This is a genomic window from Pseudomonas putida (assembly GCF_001941965.1).
GTDB lineage: Bacteria > Pseudomonadota > Gammaproteobacteria > Pseudomonadales > Pseudomonadaceae > Aquipseudomonas > Aquipseudomonas putida_L.
This window is the reverse complement of the sequence record NZ_MKZO01000075.1, coordinates 27889-46068: the sequence shown is the minus strand read 5'-3', so window position 1 is coordinate 46068 and position 18180 is coordinate 27889. Positions and strand designations below refer to the sequence as shown.

The following is an 18180-nucleotide window of genomic DNA, read 5'->3' as shown; positions in this document are numbered from 1 at the left end:
ACAATTCGGCGGTGAGCGCTTCACGCCTGCGCGAGGGAAGCTTCCAGGTGCTCAGCCAGAGCATCCCAGGCAATGTTTTGTTGTTCGCCCTGACCACGCAGGGGTTTGAAACCTACCACTTGTTGCGCCATTTCGTCCTCTCCGAGGATCAAGGCGTACAGAGCATTGCTCTTGTCGGCCTTCTTGAACTGGCTCTTGAAGCTGCCGCCACCGGCATTGACCTGCAGGCGCAGGTTCGGCAACCGGTCGCGCAGACGCTCGCTCAGTTGCAGACCGGCCAGCTCGGCGGCCTCGCCAAAGGCGCAGAGGTAGACATCGACCTGGCGGGAGATCGACTCCGGAACCAGTTCCAGGGTTTCCAGCAGCAGGATCAGGCGTTCGATACCCATGGCGAAACCGACGCCGGTGGTCGCCTTGCCGCCCATCTGCTCGACCAGGCCGTCATAGCGGCCGCCGGCGCAGACGGTGCCCTGGGCGCCGAGCTTGTCGGTAACCCACTCGAACACGGTCTTGCTGTAGTAGTCGAGGCCGCGCACCAGCTTGGTATTGATCACGAACGGAATGCCGGCAGCGTTCAGGCGGGTCTTCAGGCCCTCGAAGTGCACGCGGGACTCTTCGTCCAGGTAGTCTTCCAGCTTCGGCGCACCGACCAGGGCAGCCTGGGTGCCGGCGTCCTTGCTGTCGAGGATGCGCAGCGGGTTGCTCTTCAGGCGGCGCTGGCTGTCTTCGTCCAGTTGCTCGAGACGGGCCGAGAGGAACTCCACCAGGGCATCACGATAGCGGGCGCGGGCCTCGCTGGTGCCCAGGCTATTCAGCTCCAGGGTGACCGCGTCGCGCAGGCCCAGCAGGCCCCACAGGCGCCAGGTCAGGGCGATCAGCTCGGCGTCGATGTCCGGACCGTCGAGGTTGAACACCTCGATACCGATCTGGTTGAACTGGCGGTAACGGCCTTTCTGCGGACGTTCGTGGCGGAACATCTGGCCGATGTACCAGAGTTTCTGCACTTCGCCGTTGCCGGTGATGCCGTGCTCCAGCACCGCACGCACGCAGGACGCGGTGCCTTCAGGGCGCAGGGTCAGGGAATCGCCGTTGCGGTCGGTGAAGGTGTACATCTCTTTTTCGACGATGTCGGTCACTTCACCGATGGAGCGCTTGAACAGCTCGGTGAACTCGACGATCGGCATGCGGATCTGGCGATAGCCATAGGTATCCAGCAGGCCCGCCACGGTGCTTTCGAAGTAGCGCCACAGGGGCGTCTGCTCGGGCAGGATGTCGTTCATGCCACGGATGGCTTGCAGCGATTTGCTCACGAAAGGTCCTTAACGAAATCTGTAGCGGTCAACCGCGGGCAATCAGTGCCGCGTCGGCCTCGGCCTTTTCGGCCGCTTTCTGGCGGATGAGCTTCTCGAGGTCGTCCACCAGGTTGTCATTGGTCAGCTTCTGCGCCGGCTTGCCGTCGATGTAGATCAGGTTCGGCGTGCCGCCGGTCAGCCCGACATGGGCTTCCTTGGCTTCGCCGGGGCCGTTGACCACGCAGCCGATCACCGCGACGTCCATCGGCACCAGCAGGTCTTCCAGACGGCCCTCGAGCTCGTTCATGGTCTTGACCACATCGAAGTTCTGCCGCGAGCAGCTCGGGCAGGCGATGAAGTTGATGCCGCGGGAACGCAGGTGCAGCGACTTGAGGATGTCGTAGCCGACCTTCACTTCCTCGACCGGGTCGGCCGCCAGCGAGATGCGGATAGTATCGCCAATCCCGTCGGCGAGCAGCATACCGAGGCCGACCGCCGATTTCACCGTGCCCGAACGCAGGCCACCGGCTTCGGTGATGCCCAGGTGCAGCGGCTGGACGATTTCCTTGGCCAGCAGGCGGTAGGCTTCGACGGCCATGAACACGTCGGAGGCCTTCACGCTGACCTTGAAGTCCTGGAAGTTCAGACGCTCGAGGTGCTCGACGTGGCGCAATGCCGACTCCACCAGCGCCGCCGGGGTCGGTTCGCCGTATTTCTTCTGCAGGTCCTTTTCCAGGGAACCGGCGTTGACGCCGATGCGGATCGGGATGCCACGGTCGCGGGCGGCATCGACCACGGCGCGCACGCGGTCTTCGCGACCGATGTTGCCCGGGTTGATGCGCAGGCAATCGACGCCCAGCTCGGCCACGCGCAGGGCGATGCGGTAGTCGAAGTGGATATCGGCGACCAGCGGCACGCTGACCTGCTGCTTGATGCGGCCGAAGGCTTCGGCGGCGTCCATGTCCGGGACCGAGACGCGGACGATGTCCACGCCGGCGTCGACCAGGCGGTTGATCTGCGCCACGGTGGCGGCGACGTCGTTGGTATCGGTGTTGGTCATGCTCTGGACGGCGATGGGCGCATCGCCGCCGACAGGTACGTTACCGACCCAGATCTTCCGGGATTCGCGACGTTTGATCGGAGAGTGGCCGTGCATGAGTTACTGCCCCAACTTCAGGCGAGCGGTCTCGCCACTGGTGAACGGTGCGATATCCACGGCCTGGCCGTTGTAGCTCACCTGCGCGGCGCGGGCGACGCCCAGGCGCACGGCGAAGGGTGGCTTGCCGGCCAGCTCGAGGTTTTCACCCTTGCGCTTGATACCGCTGTACAGGACCTTGCCATTGCCGTCGGTGACCGACGTCCAGCAGTCGGCACTGAACTGGATGGCGACCTGGCTGCTGCCGGCCGGCGCTGGCGTGGCGGCCACGACGGCTGCGCTCACGGCAGGAACGGCCGGCGCAGGCGCGGCCGGAGCAACCGACGCGGCAGGTGCCGGAGTCGCCGGTGCGCTGGCGGCGGGTACTGCTGGCGTGGTGGTCACAGGCGCGGCTGGCGCGGCCGGGGTCTGCACAGTGCTTTCGGTAAGCGGAAGCGCCTGCTCGGTAGCCGGGGCAGCCGCTTCAGGCTGCTGGCCTGCGCTCACGGCCTGGTCTTCCGGCTCGTCCAGCGGATGGATCTGGGTGGTGCCGTCGGCACTTTCCACTTCGATATGTTCCGGCGCGGCACTGAACAGGTCACGGGTGGCGTTGGCGCTCTGGTCTTTCCACCAGACGAAGCCGCCACCGACCACGACCACCAGCAACAGCAGGCTGACGATACGCAGGATGTTATGGGACAGGCGCACCGGCTCTTCGATGCGGCCGAGGGCATGCACGTCGCTGCCCTGGGCATGGGTGCCGGTGCAGAGGTCGAAGGACTGCACCAGGGCGGCCTGGTCCATGTCCAGCAATTTGGCGTAGGCGCGGATATAGCCGCGGGCGAAGGTATGCCCCGGCAGCTTGTCGAAGGCGCCGGCTTCGAGGTTGTTCAGGGAACTCACGGTCAGATTGAGCTTGCGGGCCACTTCGGCCTGCGACCAGTCCCGGCTTTCACGGGCCTGACGCAGGATCTCACCGGGATTTTCGCGAGTCGCTGCTGCTGCTTCGGGATGCGCCGCTTTCATCATTGCTCCGACAGGTATTGCTGATATTCCGGCGTACCGGGATAAAGTCGTTGTAATTGCAGGCCCAGTTGGTCGGCCTTGTTGCGTTCTTCGAAGACCGTCGCCAGGCGATTGCCGAGCAACAGGCTGCGGGCGCTCGGTTCACTCAGGCGGCTGTGCCGGTCGTAGAACTCGCGAGCTGGCACATAATGCCTGTCTTCGTAAGACATCTCAGCCATTTCCAGCAACGCACGGGGTTGCTGGTGGTTGAGACGTAGAGCCTTTTCCAGGTAGTCCCGCGCCTGGTCGCGCTGGCCCATGCGCAGGGCCGTCAAGCCGAGGTTCTCGAACACCCGGGACCGCTCAGGATACAGGGTATCGGTCGAGGCTTGGCGAAACATCTGCTGCGCCTTGGCATATTGGCCCTGGGCGTAGAGAAAACTGCCGTAGTTGTTGCGGATCCGCGGGTCGTGGGGCTGGGCCGAGAGGGCCTGGCGGAAGTGCGTGTCGGCCAGGGCCGTCTCGCCTTCGCGCTGGAACACCAGGGCCAGCGCCGCGTTGACCGCGGCATCGTTGCCACCGAGGTCGAGGGCTTTCTTCAGGGGAATCTTGGCGCGCTCGGTATAACCTTGTTGCAAATACCCCAGGCCGAGCTGGACATAGGCCTGGCGGGCCTCATCGCGCCTGACCTGCGTACCGGAACTGCCGGAGCTGACGCAGCCGCACAGCAGCGTCGTCAGCAGGACCAGCGGCAGCGCGGCGCGCAGGGTCATGGCGGCCCTCGTCTCAGTTGCCCGCCACGCCGCTGGAATCGGCGTCGGCGTTCAGTTGCCGCACGGCGATGTAGCGCTCACTGCGACGGGTACGGTCCATCACCTGGCCGACCAGCTGGCCACACGCTGCGTCGATGTCTTCGCCGCGGGTGGTGCGCACGGTCACGTTGAAGCCGGCGTTGTGCATGTAGTCCTGGAAACGGCGGATCGCGTTGTTGCTCGGACGCTCGTAACCGGAATGCGGGAACGGGTTGAACGGGATCAGGTTGATCTTGCACGGCACGTCCTTCAACAGCTCGGCCATTTCCTTCGCATGTTCGAGCTTGTCGTTGACGTCCTTGAGCAGGGTGTACTCGATGGTCAGCACGCGCTTCTCGCCGAGTTCCGACATGTAGCGCTGGCAGGACTCGAGGACCACCTTGAGCGGGTACTTCTTGTTGATCGGCACCAGTTCGTTGCGCAGCGCGTCGTTCGGCGCGTGCAGCGAAAGGGCCAGGGAGACGTCGATGTGCTTGGCCAGCTCATCGATCATCGGCACCACGCCGGAGGTGGACAGGGTCACCCGGCGCTTGGAGATGCCATAGCCGAGGTCGTCCATCATCAGGTGCATGGCGGCGACGACGTTGTCGAAGTTCAGCAGCGGCTCGCCCATGCCCATCATCACCACGTTGGTGATGGCGCGGTCGATGGTGGCCGGCACGGAGCCGAACGACTTGTTGGCAATCCACACCTGGCCGATGACTTCGGCGGCGGTGAGGTTGCTGTTGAATCCTTGCTTGCCGGTGGAGCAGAAACTGCAGTCCAGGGCGCAACCGGCCTGGGACGATACGCACAACGTACCGCGCTTGCCCTGGGGGATGTAGACGGTTTCGACGCAACTGCCGGAAGCCACGCGCACGACCCACTTGCGGGTGCCGTCCGAGGAGATGTCCTCGCTGACCACTTCAGGGCCGCGAATCTCGGCGCAGCTCTTGAGCTTTTCGCGCAGGGCCTTGCCGACGTTGGTCATGGCGTCGAAATCATCGACGCCAAAATGGTGAATCCATTTCATGACCTGACCGGCACGGAAGCGCTTCTCCCCTATCGAGTCGAAGAACTTTTCCATTTCCGGCTGGGTCAGCCCCAACAGGTTAGTTTTGCCAGTAGATGTAGTCATGGATTCACCTTCACTCGAAAGCCGTGGCTTAGCGAGTGGTTACCTCGGTAGCAGCGAAGAAGTAAGCGATTTCGCGAGCGGCAGCGGCTTCGGAGTCCGAACCGTGGACGGCGTTGGCGTCGATGGACTCGGCGAAGTCAGCACGGATGGTGCCGGCAGCAGCTTCTTTAGGGTTGGTAGCGCCCATCAGCTCACGGTTGCGAGCGATGGCGTTTTCGCCTTCCAGCACCTGGACGACAACCGGACCGGAAGTCATGAAGGCAACCAGGTCACCGAAGAAACCGCGCTCTTTGTGCTCGGCGTAGAAGCCTTCGGCTTCGGCCTTGGACAGTTGCTTGATTTTCGAAGCGACGATTTTCAGGCCGGCGTCTTCGAAACGGGTGGTGATCTTGCCGATCACGTTCTTGGCAACGGCGTCAGGCTTGATGATGGAGAAAGTACGTTGAACAGCCATGGTGTAACTCCAGAAACAGTAAGTGATGCGAAAAATTAAACCCGCGAATTATACGCGGGTTCCGGGGGATTGCCTAACCTGCCGAGTGCGCTCAGTCGGCTTCTTCGATCCAGGCGGCCTGGATGGCTTCCAGGACCTTCTCGCCACCGCGTGCCGGATCGTCGCTGAAGTCTGGCAATGCCAGCACCCAGCGCTGCAGATCGACGAAATTCACGTAACGAGGATCGACTTCCGGCTTGCTTTCGGCAAGCTGGATAGCAATTTCAAGTACATCAATCCATTTCAGGCTCATGGTCGGCTCCAGGATCAATGCGGCGCTTCGGCGGCGTGGTTGAGCGAATATTTCGGAATCTCGATGGTCAGGTCTTCGTCACCGACCTTCACCTGGCAGGCCAGGCGCGACTGCGCTTCCAGGCCCCAGGCCTTGTCCAGCATGTCTTCTTCCAGCTCGTCGGCTTCCTCGACCGAGTCGAAGCCCTTGCGCACGATGCAGTGGCAGGTGGTGCAGGCGCACACGCCGCCACAGGCGCTTTCGATCTCGATGTGGTGGTCATGGGCCAGTTCGAGAATGGAAGTCCCCGGTGCTGCCTCGACGGTCAGGCCGTCCGGGCAGAACTTCTCGTGGGGCAGAAAGGTTACCTGCGGCATCAGTTGTCCTCGATCTCATTCAGGTTGCGCCCGGCCAGTGCGGCTTTGACCGTCGAATCAAGGCGTCGGGCGGCAAAGGCATCGGTCACCTGCGACAGACGCTTGGTCTGCTGCTCGATGGCCGGGCCATCGGTGCCGTTCATCAAATCACGCAAGTCTTGCATCTGTTGCTCGATCGCGGCGCGCTCCTCGGCGTCCAGCAGGCGCTCGCCATCGGCCTCGAGGGCGCCCTGCACCGCTTCGAGCAGACGCTCGGCGTCAACCTGGTGCTCGCGCAACTGGCGCGCGGCCTTGTCATTGCCGGCATGTTCGAAGGAGTCCTTGAGCATGCGCGCGATCTCGCCGTCGGTCAGGCCGTAGGACGGCTTGACCTGGATGCTCGATTCCACGCCCGAACCCAGCTCCCGCGCCGAGACGCTGAGCAGGCCGTCGGCGTCGACCTGGAAGGTCACGCGGATCTTCGCCGCACCGGCGACCATGGCCGGGATGCCGCGCAGCTCGAAGCGCGCCAGGGAACGGCAGTCGCTGATCAACTCGCGCTCGCCCTGGAGCACGTGGATCATCATCGCGCTCTGGCCGTCCTTGTAGGTGGTGAACTCCTGGGCACGGGCGACGGGAATGGTGGTGTTGCGCGGAATCACCTTCTCCATCAGCCCGCCCATGGTCTCCAGACCCAGGGACAGCGGAATCACGTCCAGCAGCAGCAGTTCGCCGCCTTCACGCTGGTTGCCGGCCAGGGTATCGGCCTGGATCGCGGCGCCGATGGCGACCACCTGGTCCGGGTCGATATCGGTCAGCGGCTGGCGGCCGAACAGCTCGCCAACGGCACTGCGCACGCGCGGCACACGGGTCGAACCGCCGACCATGACCACGGCACTGACTTCGTCCAGCTCGACACCGCTGTCGCGCACGGCCCGGCGGCAGGCCTTGAGGCTACGGGCGATCATCGGCTCGATCAGCGCGTCGAAGGCGGCGCGGGTCAGCTCGGCCTGCCAGTCGCCGTAGCTCACGGTCACGGCTTCGGCATCGGTCAGCGCTTCCTTGGCCGCGCAGGCGGTCTCCAGGAGGCGGCGCTGGGCGCTCGGGTCGAGGTCGGAGGATAGGCCGGCGGACTGCATGATCCAGGTGGCGATGGCGTAGTCGAAATCATCGCCGCCCAGGGCGGTATCACCACCGGTGGCCAGCACTTCGAAGACACCGCCGGTCAGGCGCAGGATGGAAATATCGAAGGTCCCGCCGCCCAGGTCATAGATGGCCACCACGCCTTCGGCGTTCTGGTCCAGACCGTAGGCCACGGCCGCAGCGGTCGGCTCGTTGAGCAGGCGCAGCACGTTGAGGCCGGCCAGACGCGCGGCGTCCTTGGTGGCCTGGCGCTGGGCGTCGTCGAAGTAGGCCGGGACGGTGATCACCGCTCCCACCAGCTCGCCACCGAGGGTCGCTTCGGCACGCTGGCGCAGGACCTTGAGGATATCGGCCGAGACTTCCACCGGGCTTTTCGGCCCCTGGACGGTCTCGATGAACGGCATGTGCGACTCGCCGCCGACGAAGCGGTACGGCAGTTGCTCGCCCAGTTGCTTGACGTCCGCCAGGCCGCGGCCCATCAGGCGCTTGACCGAGAGGATGGTGTTCAGCGGGTCGGTCGACGCGGCCTCGCGGGCGCCATGACCGACGTCGATGTGATCGGCGTGGTAGCGCACCGCGGACGGCAGGATCACCCGGCCTTCGGCATCGGGCAACGGAGCGGAGAGACCACTGCGCAGGGCAGCGACCAGCGAATTGGTGGTGCCAAGGTCAATACCCACGGCCAGGCGGCGCTGGTGGGGTTGAGGGCTCTGACCGGGTTCGGCGATCTGCAGTAGGGCCATGCTTATCTGAATACCAAAGGTGCCGCCAGGGGCGACACCGGGTTAATCGTCGAGGCGCTCTTCCAGCTGGCGCACTTCGTAGGCGAGCTTGTCGAGGAACTGCATGCGGCGCATCAGGCGTTCGGCCTGTTCACGCTGCGCAGCGTCGTTCCAGCACGCGGCGAACTCCTCGTTGAGGGCTTCCTGGGCGACTTTCAAGCGGCGCTTGAACGCGGCAACGCCATCGAGGTCGGCACTGTCCTGCAGGTCCTCGAGCTCTTCGCGCCATTGCATTTGCTGGAAGAGGAACTCGGGGTCGTGGACGGTGACTTCCTGCGGCACTTCATGACCGCCGATCGCCAACAGGTAACGCGCCCGGCGGGGTGCGCTCTTGAGGGTCTGGTAGGCCTCGTTGAGGCCGGCGGAGCGCTCCAGCGCCAGGCGCTGTTCGCGCTCGCTGGCGTCGGCGAAGCGATCCGGGTGCACCGCGCGGGCCAGCTCGCGATAGCGGGTGGCCAACTGGTCCAGGTCCAGACGGAAGTCCGGTTGCAGGTCAAACAGGGCGAAATGACAAGGAGTACCCACGCGCAGCCTCAGACGTTGAAGCTTTCGCCGCAGCCACACTCACCGCGCACGTTGGGGTTGTTGAACTTGAAGCCTTCGTTCAACCCTTCCTTGACGAAGTCCAGTTCGGTGCCGTCGAGGTAGACCAGGCTTTTCGGGTCGATGATGACCTTCATGCCATGGCTCTCGAAGACCTGGTCTTCGTCATTCGGCTCGTCGACGAACTCCAGCACATAGGCCAGGCCCGAGCAGCCGGTGGTACGGACGCCCAGGCGAATACCGTCACCTTTGCCACGTCCGTCGAGGGAGCGCCGCACATGGTTGGCGGCGGCTTCTGTCATGCTGATAGCCATCGGAAACTCCTTGACCTGCGACAGGCGGGTTAGATCAAACCTTTCTTCTGCTTGTAATCGCGAACGGCCGCCTTGATGGCGTCTTCGGCGAGTACCGAGCAGTGGATCTTCACCGGCGGCAGGGCCAGTTCTTCGGCCAGTTGGGTGTTCTTGATGGTTTCGGCTTCGTCCAGGGTCTTGCCCTTCATCCACTCGGTGGCGAGGGAGCTGGAGGCGATGGCCGAACCGCAGCCGTAGGTCTTGAACTTGGCGTCTTCGATGACGCCCTGCTCGTTGACCTTGATCTGCAGGCGCATCACGTCGCCGCACGCCGGGGCGCCGACCATGCCGGTGCCGACATCCGGGTCCTCGGCATTCATCTTGCCGACGTTACGCGGGTTTTCGTAATGGTCGATGACCTTTTCACTGTATGCCATGGTGCAATTCCTTCCTCATCAGGGAGCCGCTCTTGCTGGCGACTACTTAGTGCGCAGCCCACTCGATCTTGGAGATGTCGACGCCGTCTTTGAACATGTCCCACAGCGGCGAGAGTTCACGCAGCTTGGTGACGGCCTCGCAGACTTTCTGCGCGGCGTAGTCGATTTCTTCTTCGGTGGTGAAGCGACCGAACGTGAAACGGATCGAGCTGTGCGCCAGCTCGTCGTTGCGGCCCAGGGCGCGCAGGACGTAGGACGGCTCGAGGGATGCCGAAGTACAAGCGGAACCGGACGAAACGGCCAGGTCCTTGAGCGCCATGATCAGCGACTCGCCTTCGACGTAGTTGAAGCTCAGGTTCAGGTTGTGCGGGATACGCGCGGTCAGGCTGCCGTTGACGTACAGCTCTTCCAGGCCCTGGACCTGCTTGAAGAAGCGGTCGCTCAGGGCCTTGATGCGTACGTTCTCGCTGGCCATCAGCTCTTTGGCCACGGCGAAGGCTTCGCCCATGCCGACGATCTGGTGGGTGGCCAGGGTGCCGGAACGCATGCCGCGCTCGTGACCACCGCCGTGCATCGCCGCTTCCAGACGCACGCGAGGCTTGCGGCTGACGTACAGCGCGCCGATGCCTTTAGGGCCGTAGGTCTTGTGGGCGGAGAAGGACATCAGGTCGACTTTCAGCTTCTGCAGGTCGATCTCGACCTTGCCGGTGGACTGGGCTGCGTCGACGTGGAACATGACGCCGCGGGAGCGGGTCAGCTCACCGATGGCGGCGATGTCGTTGATGGTGCCGATCTCGTTGTTCACGTGCATGACCGAAACCAGGATGGTGTCTTCACGCAGCGCGGCTTCGACCAGGGCCGGAGTGATCAGGCCGTCTTCGCCTGGTTCGAGGTAAGTGACCTCGAAGCCTTCGCGCTCGAGCTGGCGAGTGCTGTCCAGGACCGCCTTGTGCTCGATCTTGGAGGTGATGATGTGCTTGCCCTTGGAGCCGTAGAAGTGCGCAACGCCCTTCAGCGCCAGGTTGTCGGATTCGGTGGCACCGCTGGTCCAGACGATTTCGCGCGGATCGGCGTTGACCAGGTCGGCGACCTGGCGGCGAGCGTTCTCGACCGCCTCTTCAGCTTTCCAGCCGAAGACGTGGGAGCGCGAGGCCGGGTTACCGAAGTTCCCGTCGACCAGCAGGCATTCGCTCATCTTCTGGGCGACGCGTGGGTCGACCGGAGTGGTCGCGGAATAATCGAGGTAGATCGGCAACTTCATTGAATATCTCCTATCAGGCAGGCACGTCGCTCGTTCGACACGGTCAATCGACGGCGGACGTTTCAATCTTGTCCAGTGGGGCGCGGCCGGCTACGCGGCGCTGATCCTGACGCAGGGCGACTTCCTGGACCTCACGGCGGGTCACGAGGTCGGCCAGGCTGATTCCGCTGAGGAATTCATGGATCCGGGCGCTGAGGTCGCACCACAAGTGGTGGGTCAGGCAGGTGTCACCGGCGTGGCAATCGCCGAGCCCCTGGCAACGGGTGGCATCGACCGATTCGTTGACCGCATCGATCACCTGGGCCACCTGGATGCTTTCCATCACCCGCGAGAGCTGGTAGCCGCCACCCGGGCCGCGCACGCTGGAAACCAGGTTGCTGCGGCGCAGCTTGGCGAACAGCTGCTCCAGATAGGAGAGGGAGATGCCTTGGCGCTCGGAGATGTCGGCCAGGGAGACCGGCCCGTTCTGCGCGTGCAGTGCCAGGTCGAGCATGGCAGTCACGGCGTATCGGCCTTTAGTAGTCAGTCGCATGGCTATTTGATACCACGGGAGTTACGGGATGTGTGCGAGTATGCGATTCCCGAGCATTTAAGTCAACTATAAGACCTAGTGCTTTAGTCGGGATTGCGCCTGAACGGCGGCGCAGATCATAGCAAAGTCGGGGCGCGATCACACGCCCCGATTTACCGGCGGGCTGTCAATGCGTCGGCGCGTCGCTGCGCACCTCGCCCTTGACGCAGGCGAAGTCTTCTTCGTGCAGCGGTGGCAGTTCCTTGGCGCAGTAGTCGCTGCCCAGCTTGGTCAGGGCACCGCACATGCCTTCGAGGCGACCGTCGACCGCCTGCAGGTGGTCGAGCAACTGGCCGATGGCACGGGCGACCGGGTCCGGCATGTCTTCGCTGACGCCGTAGGCATCGAAGCCGATCTTCTCGGCCATGGCCTTGCGCCGGGCTTCCTGCTCGACATCGGTCTTGACGATGATCCGCCCGGGAATGCCCACCGCCGTGGCGCCGGCCGGCACCGCCTTGGTCACCACCGCATTGGAGCCGATCTTGGCCCCGGCACCGACAGTGAACGGACCGAGCACCTTGGCGCCCGCCCCCACCACCACGCCGTTTTCCAGAGTCGGGTGGCGCTTGCCCTTGTTCCAGCTGGTGCCACCCAGGGTCACGCCCTGGTAGAGGGTGACGTCATCGCCGATCTCGGCGGTTTCGCCGATGACGATGCCCATGCCATGGTCGATGAAGAAGCGTCGGCCAACCTTGGCCCCCGGGTGAATCTCGATGCCGGTCAGCCAGCGCCCGAAGTTGGACACCAGGCGGGCCAGCCATTTCCAGTCCTTCTTCCACAGGCAGTGCGCCGCGCGGTGCAGCCAGATCGCGTGCATGCCCGGATAGCAGGTCAGCACCTCGAAGGCATTGCGTGCCGCCGGGTCACGGTGGAAAACGCTTTGGATATCTTCACGCAGACGCTCGAACATTTACTGATCCTTCCGCTTGTGCGCATCGCCCCGGGCCGCTTTCTGGGTTTCGGTGAGGATGCCGCGCAAAATACTCATTTCCGAACGATTCACCGCACTGCGCCCGAACAGGCGACGCAGACGCGGCATCAGGTGCTTGGGCTTGGCCGGATCGAGGAACCCGATCTGCACCAGGGTGCTTTCCAGGTGTCCGTAGAACCGCTCCATCTCGTCCATGGTGGCCAGTTCCTCGACCACTTCGTCCTTGTCCGTCTTCACCACCTGCGGCTCACGGGCCAGCCAGGCAGTCCGAACCTCATAGCTCAGCACCTGCACCGCCGCCGCCAGGTTCAGCGAGCTGAAGTCCGGGTTGGAGGGGATATGCACGTGGTAGTGACATCGCTGCAGCTCTTCATTGGTCAGGCCGGCGTGTTCACGACCGAAGACCAGGGCGACCTCCTCGCCTTGAGCCGCTCGTCCGATGGATTCGCTCCCGCATTCGCGGGGATCGAGCATTGGCCATGGCAGGCTACGGCTGCGGGCGCTGGTGCCGACCACCAGGGTGCAGCCGACCAGGGCGTCCTCAAGGGAGCCGACCACTTGCGCGGACGCCAGCACATCATCGGCGCCGGAAGCCCGGGCACTGGCCTCGGGAGAAGGGAAATCCGCCGGATTGACCAGCACGAGGCGCGACAGTCCCATGTTCTTCATGGCACGCGCAGCTCCGCCGATATTGCCGGGGTGACTGGTACAGACCAGGACGACACGAATATTTTGCAGCACGTCAGGCGCTCACAGACATGGAATCAGGGGGAGCAAATCTTACAGAAGGGACCGCCGCAACGCTACGTAAGCAAATGTTGCCCCACCCAGCCGGAACTTTTCTGATAGACTGTGCGGCTTTCATTTCTTTAAAACTCAGGTGAAACGTCCATGCAGCCCATGCTGAATATCGCGCTGCGCGCCGCCCGCAGCGCCAGCGAACTGATTTTCCGCTCAATCGAACGCCTGGATACCATCAAGGTTGATGAGAAGGACGCCAAGGACTACGTGTCCGAGGTCGACCGCGCAGCCGAGAAGGTCATCATCGATGCGCTGCGCAAAGCGTATCCGAACCACGCCATCCAGGGCGAAGAGACCGGTCTGCATGCCGGCAGCGGCGAAGGTGAAGACTACCTGTGGATCATCGATCCGCTGGACGGCACCACCAACTTCCTGCGTGGCGTTCCTCACTTCGCGGTCAGCATCGCCTGCAAATACCGTGGTCGCCTGGAGCATGCCGTGGTCCTCGACCCGGTTCGCCAGGAAGAATTCACCGCCAGCCGTGGCCGTGGCGCCCAGCTCAATGGCCGCCGCCTGCGCGTCAGCTCGCGCACCAGCCTGGAAGGCGCCCTGCTCGGCACCGGCTTCCCGTTCCGTGACAACCAGATGGAATACCTGGACAACTACCTGGGCATGTTCCGCGCCCTGGTTGGCCAGACTGCCGGCATTCGTCGCGCGGGTTCGGCGAGCCTGGACCTGGCTTATGTGGCTGCAGGTCGTTTCGATGCATTCTGGGAGTCGGGCCTGTCCGAGTGGGACATGGCTGCGGGCGCGCTGCTGATCCAGGAAGCGGGCGGCCTGGTCAGCGACTTCACCGGTGGCCATGACTTCCTCGAGAAGGGCCACGTGGTCGCGGGCAACATCAAGTGCTTCAAGGCGGTACTGACGGCGATCCAGCCGCACCTGCCGCCTTCGGTCAAGCGCTGAGTTTCGCCTGAAATGAAAAAAGCACCTTTCGAGGTGCTTTTTTTGTGCCCGGATTTCAAGGCCGCCGCGTACCCTGTGGGAGCTGGCTTGCCAGCGATAGCTATGGTGGATTCACTACAGCAATCGCTGGCAAGCCAGCTCCCACAGGTTAGGTGTCAGCCTTCAGACAGGATTACTGAGCCGGCTGAGCCTGCCCCAACACCAGGTTGCCCTGCTTATCCAGCGGAATCTGCGACCCCGGATCCCGGTCCATACGCACCTGTCCGGCCTTGTCGCCGATGGTGTACTTCACGTCATACCCGACAACCTTCTCGCTGACATCATTCACCGTGTTGCAGCGGGTCTGGGTGGTGGTGTAGGTATCGCTGTTCTGCATGTGCTCCTGCACCTTGTTGCCGGCATAACCGCCGCCGACCGCACCGGCCACGGTGGCGATCTTCTTGCCGGTGCCGCCACCAATCTGGTTGCCGAGCAGGCCGCCGGCCAGTGCACCGACCACGGTACCCGCGATCTGGTGCTGGTCCTGCACCGGTTTCTGGCGGGTGACCGTGACGTCCTTGCAGACTTCGCGTGGCGTCTTGACGGTCGTCTTGACCGGTTGCACGCCCGTTACCTGAGCGTATTCCGGCCCGTTGTTGACCAGGCTGTAGGTCGCGACAGCACCTCCGGCAGTCACACCGACAGCACCCAGTACCGCACCCACGAGCATCGACTTGTTCACGTGAACCTCCTGATTTACCTGCGGACCTCAATCCGCGCTTCTCCCAGCCTTGGAGCAAAAAAAAGGGCGCGAGTTCAACACTCGCGCCCTTCTCTTCCGCCAAACGGCGTAGGAAGAATCCTTATGGACGGTCGTCCACGCCTTCGGTTTTGGCCGGAGGAATCAGGTCTTCAGTGGTCAGGTTCAGCCAGATCAGCACCACGTTGGCGATGTAGATCGACGAGTAGGTACCCGCCAGAACACCGACCAGCAGCGCCACCGAGAAGCCCCAGAGGTTGTCGCCACCGAAGATCAGCAGGGCGGCGATGGCCAGCAGGGTCGACACCGAGGTGGCCACGGTACGTAGCAGGGTCTGGGTGGTCGAGATGTTGATGTTCTCGATCAGCGTCGCCTTGCGCAGCACGCGGAAGTTCTCGCGAACCCGGTCGAACACGACGATGGTGTCGTTGAGCGAGTAGCCGATGATCGCCAGGACCGCCGCCAGCACCGTCAGGTCGAAGGTGATCTGGAAGAACGACAGGATACCCATGGTCACCACGACGTCGTGGACCAGCGAGAGGATCGCGCCCACGGCGAACTTCCACTGGAAGCGGAAGGCCAGGTAGATCAGGATGCCGCCCAGCGCCATGAGCATGCCGAGGCCGCCCTGGTCGCGCAGCTCCTCACCCACCTGCGGGCCGACGAACTCGACGCGCTTGACCGTTGCCGGGTTGTCGCCGCCGATTTTCTTCAGCGCGTCGGCAACCTTGTTGCCCAACTGAGGATCATCGCCAGGCATGCGCACCAGCAGGTCGGTGGTTGCACCGAAGCTCTGCACCACGGCTTCGTGGAAGCCGGAATTGACCAGCTCCTCGCGAACCTTGCCGAGATCGGCCGGACGCTCGTAGGTCAGCTCGATGAGCGTACCCCCGGTGAAGTCCAGACCGAAGTTCAGGCCCTTGTGGAACCAGCTGAACAGAGCCACCACTGTGAGGAGCATGGTGACGGCGAACGCAACATTGCGCACGCCCATGAAGTTGATCGTACGTAGCATGGCAGCCCCTTAAACCCACAGCTTCTTGATGTCGCGGCCGCCATAGATCCCGTTGACGATCGCACGGGTAACCAGAATGGCAGTGAACATCGAGGTGAAGATACCCAGCGACATGGTGACCGCGAAGCCCTTGACCGGGCCGGTGCCCATGGCGAAGAGGATGCCGCCGACCAGCAGGGTGGTCAGGTTGGCGTCGAGAATCGCCGTGTAGGCACGGTCGAAACCTTCGTGGATGGCGCGTTGCGCCGACATGCCATTGGCCAGCTCCTCGCGGATACGCGAGAAGATCAGCACGTTGGCGTCGACCGCCATACCCATGGTCAACACGATACCGGCGATACCAGGCAGGGTCAGGGTCGCGCCGAGCAGCGACATCAGCGCCAGCAGCAGGACCATGTTGCCCGCCAGGGCGACGGTGGCGATCAGACCGAAGAAGCGGTAGATGGCCATGATGAACAGGGAGACGAACAGCATGCCCCACAGGGATGCATCGATACCCTTGGTGATGTTGTCGGCACCCAGGCTCGGGCCGATGGTGCGCTCTTCAGCGAAGTACATCGGTGCGGCCAGGCCACCAGCACGCAGCAGCAGGGCCAGTTCGGACGATTCGCCCTGGCCGTTCAGGCCGGTGATGCGGAACTGGCTACCCAGCGGCGACTGGATGGTCGCCAGGCTGATGATCTTCTTGTCTTCCTGGAAGGTCTGGATCGCCACGTCTTTTTCAACGCCGTCGACCACCTGCTTCTCGTAACGGGTGACCGGACGCTGCTCGATGAAGATCACCGCCATGCTGCGACCGACGTTGCTGCGGGTCGCGCGGCTCATCAGCTCGCCGCCGTGGCCGTCGAGACGGATGTTCACCTGCGGACGGCCATGCTCGTCGTAGCTGGCCTGGGCATCGGTAACCTGGTCACCGGTGATGATCAGGCCGCGCTCGACCGGCGCGGAACGCCCGCCTTCACGGAACTCGAAGACCTCGGTAGTGGCTTTCGACGCACCAGGCTCGGCGCCCAGGCGGAACTCCAGGTTGGCGGTCTTGCCGAGGATACGCTTGGCTTCGGCAGTGTCCTGCACGCCCGGCAGCTCGACCACGATGCGGTTGGCACCCTGGCGCTGTACCAGCGGCTCGGCGACGCCCAGCTCGTTGACCCGGTTGCGCACGGTAGTCAGGTTCTGCTTGATGGCGTATTCACGGATTTCCGTGATCTTCGCCGGCGAGATCGCCAGACGCAGGACCGAGAGATCGTTACGCTCGGTGGTGGTCAGGTCGAAATCGTTGAAATTCTTGCGGATCAGGTTACGGGCCTGTTCGCGGGTCGCATCGTCGGAGAAGCCCAGCTGGATGCCACCATCCTGCTGCGGCAGGCTGCGGTAGCGGACTTTCTCTTTGCGCAGAAGGCTTTTGACTTCGCCCTCGTAGACTTTCAGGCGCGCGGCCATGGCCTTGTCCATGTCCACTTCGAGCAGGAAGTGCACACCACCGGACAGGTCGAGACCCAGCTTCATCGGGTGAGCCCCGATGCTGCGCAGCCATTGCGGCGTGGTCGGGGCCAGGTTCAGCGCCACCACGTAATCATCGCCCAGAGCCTTGCGCACGACATCCTTGGCCGGAAGCTGGTCTTCCTGCCGGGACAGGCGCACCAGTGCACCCTTGCCGTTTTCGCCCAGGCTGGCGCCCTTCACTGCAATCCCTGCGTCGGCCAAAGCCTTGCTGACCCGGTCCAGATCGGCCTGGGTCACCTGCAGCGCAGTGCTTGCGCCACTGACCTGTACAGCCGGATCGTCAGGATAGAGGTTGGGAGCGGAATAAATAAAACCGATCGCCAATACCGCCAGGATCAGTACGTACTTCCATAGAGGAGTTTTGTTCAGCATCACGCCGCCCGTTCAAGACGCGGGGCGCCTTGCGCGCCCCGTCGATTGGATAAAAACTAATCAGATCGCTTTCAGCGTACCTTTCGGCAGGGTGGCCGCGATGGCGCCCTTCTGGAACTTCAGTTCGACCGAGTCGGACACTTCGAGCACCACGAAGTCATCGCTGACCTTGACGATCTTGCCGGCGATACCGCCGTTGGTGACCACTTCGTCACCCTTTTGCAGGGCGCTCAGCAGGTTCTTCTGCTCTTTGGCACGTTTGGCCTGTGGGCGCCAGATCATCAGGTAGAAGATGACCAGGAAGCCGACCAGGAAGATCCACTCGAAGCCGGTACCGGCCGGGCCGGCAGCAGCGGCAGGGGCTGCGGCGTCCGCGTAAGCGGCAGGAATCAGAAAGCTCATTTAGCACTCCAGTTGCAGAAGTTGGTTTTTGTCAGGATG

General features: G+C 63.3%; 21 protein-coding genes. 1 reads left to right on the top strand and 20 read right to left on the bottom strand.

Going from position 1 to position 18180, the window contains the following annotated elements; all coding sequences use genetic code 11:
• Nucleotides 1-20: 20 nt before the first annotated feature.
• The 16 genes from hisS to trmJ all read right to left on the bottom strand — a co-directional run bounded on the left by hisS (nt 21) and on the right by trmJ (nt 13144).
• A complete protein-coding gene (hisS, locus tag PSEMO_RS30400) occupies nt 21-1310 on the bottom strand; it encodes a histidine--tRNA ligase (RefSeq protein WP_075806560.1) in 1290 nt (429 codons plus the stop codon).
• A 28-nt stretch (nt 1311-1338) separates the two neighbouring features.
• Nucleotides 1339-2448 (bottom strand): flavodoxin-dependent (E)-4-hydroxy-3-methylbut-2-enyl-diphosphate synthase, encoded by a 1110-nt coding sequence (gene ispG / locus PSEMO_RS30395; protein WP_075806559.1) that lies wholly within the window; start codon nt 2446-2448, stop codon nt 1339-1341.
• A gap of 3 nt (nt 2449-2451) precedes the next feature.
• Nucleotides 2452-3453 carry a RodZ domain-containing protein gene (locus PSEMO_RS30390; RefSeq protein WP_075806558.1) on the bottom strand — a complete coding sequence of 334 codons (1002 nt, stop codon included), beginning with the start codon at nt 3451-3453 and terminating at the stop codon, nt 2452-2454.
• Entirely contained in the window at nt 3453-4205 is a 753-nt protein-coding gene (pilW, locus tag PSEMO_RS30385) for a type IV pilus biogenesis/stability protein PilW (protein ID WP_075806557.1), read from the bottom strand. Before pilW ends, PSEMO_RS30390 begins: the two co-directional genes overlap by 1 nt.
• A gap of 13 nt (nt 4206-4218) precedes the next feature.
• Nucleotides 4219-5361, bottom strand: a complete 1143-nt coding sequence (gene rlmN, locus PSEMO_RS30380) for a 23S rRNA (adenine(2503)-C(2))-methyltransferase RlmN (protein ID WP_075806556.1) — start codon at nt 5359-5361, stop codon at nt 4219-4221.
• Nucleotides 5362-5389: 28 nt separating this feature from the next.
• Complete coding sequence (ndk, locus tag PSEMO_RS30375) at nt 5390-5815, bottom strand: nucleoside-diphosphate kinase (protein ID WP_075806555.1); 426 nt, start codon at nt 5813-5815, stop codon at nt 5390-5392.
• Between the two features lie 91 nt (nt 5816-5906).
• Nucleotides 5907-6107, bottom strand: a complete 201-nt coding sequence (gene iscX / locus PSEMO_RS30370) for a Fe-S cluster assembly protein IscX (RefSeq protein ID WP_075806554.1) — start codon at nt 6105-6107, stop codon at nt 5907-5909.
• 14 nt (nt 6108-6121) lie between these two features.
• Nucleotides 6122-6463 carry an ISC system 2Fe-2S type ferredoxin gene (gene fdx / locus PSEMO_RS30365; RefSeq protein WP_042120838.1) on the bottom strand — a complete coding sequence of 114 codons (342 nt, stop codon included), beginning with the start codon at nt 6461-6463 and terminating at the stop codon, nt 6122-6124.
• A complete protein-coding gene (hscA, locus tag PSEMO_RS30360) occupies nt 6463-8328 on the bottom strand; it encodes a Fe-S protein assembly chaperone HscA (RefSeq protein WP_075806553.1) in 1866 nt (621 codons plus the stop codon). Before hscA ends, fdx begins: the two co-directional genes overlap by 1 nt.
• Nucleotides 8329-8370: 42 nt before the next feature.
• Nucleotides 8371-8892 (bottom strand): co-chaperone HscB, encoded by a 522-nt coding sequence (hscB, locus tag PSEMO_RS30355; protein ID WP_075806552.1) that lies wholly within the window; start codon nt 8890-8892, stop codon nt 8371-8373.
• 8 nt (nt 8893-8900) lie between these two features.
• Nucleotides 8901-9224, bottom strand: a complete 324-nt coding sequence (iscA, locus tag PSEMO_RS30350) for an iron-sulfur cluster assembly protein IscA (protein WP_075806551.1) — start codon at nt 9222-9224, stop codon at nt 8901-8903.
• A gap of 29 nt (nt 9225-9253) precedes the next feature.
• A complete protein-coding gene (gene iscU / locus PSEMO_RS30345; protein ID WP_003248539.1) occupies nt 9254-9640 on the bottom strand; it encodes a Fe-S cluster assembly scaffold IscU in 387 nt (128 codons plus the stop codon).
• 46 nt (nt 9641-9686) lie between these two features.
• Nucleotides 9687-10901 (bottom strand): IscS subfamily cysteine desulfurase, encoded by a 1215-nt coding sequence (locus PSEMO_RS30340; protein WP_075806550.1) that lies wholly within the window; start codon nt 10899-10901, stop codon nt 9687-9689.
• Between the two features lie 43 nt (nt 10902-10944).
• Nucleotides 10945-11433: a Fe-S cluster assembly transcriptional regulator IscR gene (gene iscR, locus PSEMO_RS30335; protein ID WP_009398503.1), complete on the bottom strand. Its 489-nt coding sequence runs from the start codon at nt 11431-11433 to the stop codon at nt 10945-10947.
• 166 nt (nt 11434-11599) lie between these two features.
• A complete protein-coding gene (gene cysE, locus PSEMO_RS30330; protein ID WP_075806549.1) occupies nt 11600-12382 on the bottom strand; it encodes a serine O-acetyltransferase in 783 nt (260 codons plus the stop codon).
• Nucleotides 12383-13144, bottom strand: coding sequence for a tRNA (cytosine(32)/uridine(32)-2'-O)-methyltransferase TrmJ (gene trmJ, locus PSEMO_RS30325; RefSeq protein WP_075806548.1), 762 nt, complete (start codon nt 13142-13144; stop codon nt 12383-12385). It abuts the gene before it with no gap.
• 150 nt (nt 13145-13294) lie between these two features.
• On the opposite strand from trmJ, the gene suhB reads away from it, so the two are divergent.
• Nucleotides 13295-14110: a type III secretion system regulator SuhB gene (suhB, locus tag PSEMO_RS30320; RefSeq protein WP_075806547.1), complete on the top strand. Its 816-nt coding sequence runs from the start codon at nt 13295-13297 to the stop codon at nt 14108-14110.
• 172 nt (nt 14111-14282) lie between these two features.
• On the opposite strand, the gene PSEMO_RS30315 is transcribed toward suhB, so the two are convergent.
• The 4 genes from PSEMO_RS30315 to yajC form a co-directional block, all read right to left on the bottom strand.
• Nucleotides 14283-14831 (bottom strand): glycine zipper 2TM domain-containing protein, encoded by a 549-nt coding sequence (locus tag PSEMO_RS30315; protein ID WP_075806546.1) that lies wholly within the window; start codon nt 14829-14831, stop codon nt 14283-14285.
• A gap of 121 nt (nt 14832-14952) precedes the next feature.
• The gene (gene secF, locus PSEMO_RS30310) at nt 14953-15864 is read right to left on the bottom strand and encodes a protein translocase subunit SecF (RefSeq protein WP_075806545.1); all 912 of its coding nucleotides are present in this window, start codon (nt 15862-15864) and stop codon (nt 14953-14955) included.
• Between the two features lie 9 nt (nt 15865-15873).
• Complete coding sequence (secD, locus tag PSEMO_RS30305; RefSeq protein ID WP_075806544.1) at nt 15874-17739, bottom strand: protein translocase subunit SecD; 1866 nt, start codon at nt 17737-17739, stop codon at nt 15874-15876.
• Nucleotides 17740-17799: 60 nt separating this feature from the next.
• A complete protein-coding gene (gene yajC / locus PSEMO_RS30300) occupies nt 17800-18141 on the bottom strand; it encodes a preprotein translocase subunit YajC (protein ID WP_075806543.1) in 342 nt (113 codons plus the stop codon).
• Nucleotides 18142-18180: the final 39 nt, after the last annotated feature.

Excerpts from the sequence above, each read along its gene's own strand:
- ispG (WP_075806559.1), bottom strand. The coding sequence starts at position 2,448 with ATGCACGGCCACTCTCCGATCAAACGTCGCGAATCCCGGAAGATCTGG.
- PSEMO_RS30390 (WP_075806558.1), bottom strand. The coding sequence starts at position 3,453 with ATGAAAGCGGCGCATCCCGAAGCAGCAGCAGCGACTCGCGAAAATCCC.
- pilW (WP_075806557.1), bottom strand. The coding sequence starts at position 4,205 with ATGACCCTGCGCGCCGCGCTGCCGCTGGTCCTGCTGACGACGCTGCTG.
- rlmN (WP_075806556.1), bottom strand. The coding sequence starts at position 5,361 with ATGACTACATCTACTGGCAAAACTAACCTGTTGGGGCTGACCCAGCCG.
- ndk (WP_075806555.1), bottom strand. The coding sequence starts at position 5,815 with ATGGCTGTTCAACGTACTTTCTCCATCATCAAGCCTGACGCCGTTGCC.
- iscX (WP_075806554.1), bottom strand. The coding sequence starts at position 6,107 with ATGAGCCTGAAATGGATTGATGTACTTGAAATTGCTATCCAGCTTGCC.
- fdx (WP_042120838.1), bottom strand. The coding sequence starts at position 6,463 with ATGCCGCAGGTAACCTTTCTGCCCCACGAGAAGTTCTGCCCGGACGGC.
- hscA (WP_075806553.1), bottom strand. The coding sequence starts at position 8,328 with ATGGCCCTACTGCAGATCGCCGAACCCGGTCAGAGCCCTCAACCCCAC.
- iscA (WP_075806551.1), bottom strand. The coding sequence starts at position 9,224 with ATGGCTATCAGCATGACAGAAGCCGCCGCCAACCATGTGCGGCGCTCC.
- iscU (WP_003248539.1), bottom strand. The coding sequence starts at position 9,640 with ATGGCATACAGTGAAAAGGTCATCGACCATTACGAAAACCCGCGTAAC.
- PSEMO_RS30340 (WP_075806550.1), bottom strand. The coding sequence starts at position 10,901 with ATGAAGTTGCCGATCTACCTCGATTATTCCGCGACCACTCCGGTCGAC.
- iscR (WP_009398503.1), bottom strand. The coding sequence starts at position 11,433 with ATGCGACTGACTACTAAAGGCCGATACGCCGTGACTGCCATGCTCGAC.
- cysE (WP_075806549.1), bottom strand. The coding sequence starts at position 12,382 with ATGTTCGAGCGTCTGCGTGAAGATATCCAAAGCGTTTTCCACCGTGAC.
- suhB (WP_075806547.1), top strand. The coding sequence starts at position 13,295 with ATGCAGCCCATGCTGAATATCGCGCTGCGCGCCGCCCGCAGCGCCAGC.
- secF (WP_075806545.1), bottom strand. The coding sequence starts at position 15,864 with ATGCTACGTACGATCAACTTCATGGGCGTGCGCAATGTTGCGTTCGCC.
- secD (WP_075806544.1), bottom strand. The coding sequence starts at position 17,739 with ATGCTGAACAAAACTCCTCTATGGAAGTACGTACTGATCCTGGCGGTA.
- yajC (WP_075806543.1), bottom strand. The coding sequence starts at position 18,141 with ATGAGCTTTCTGATTCCTGCCGCTTACGCGGACGCCGCAGCCCCTGCC.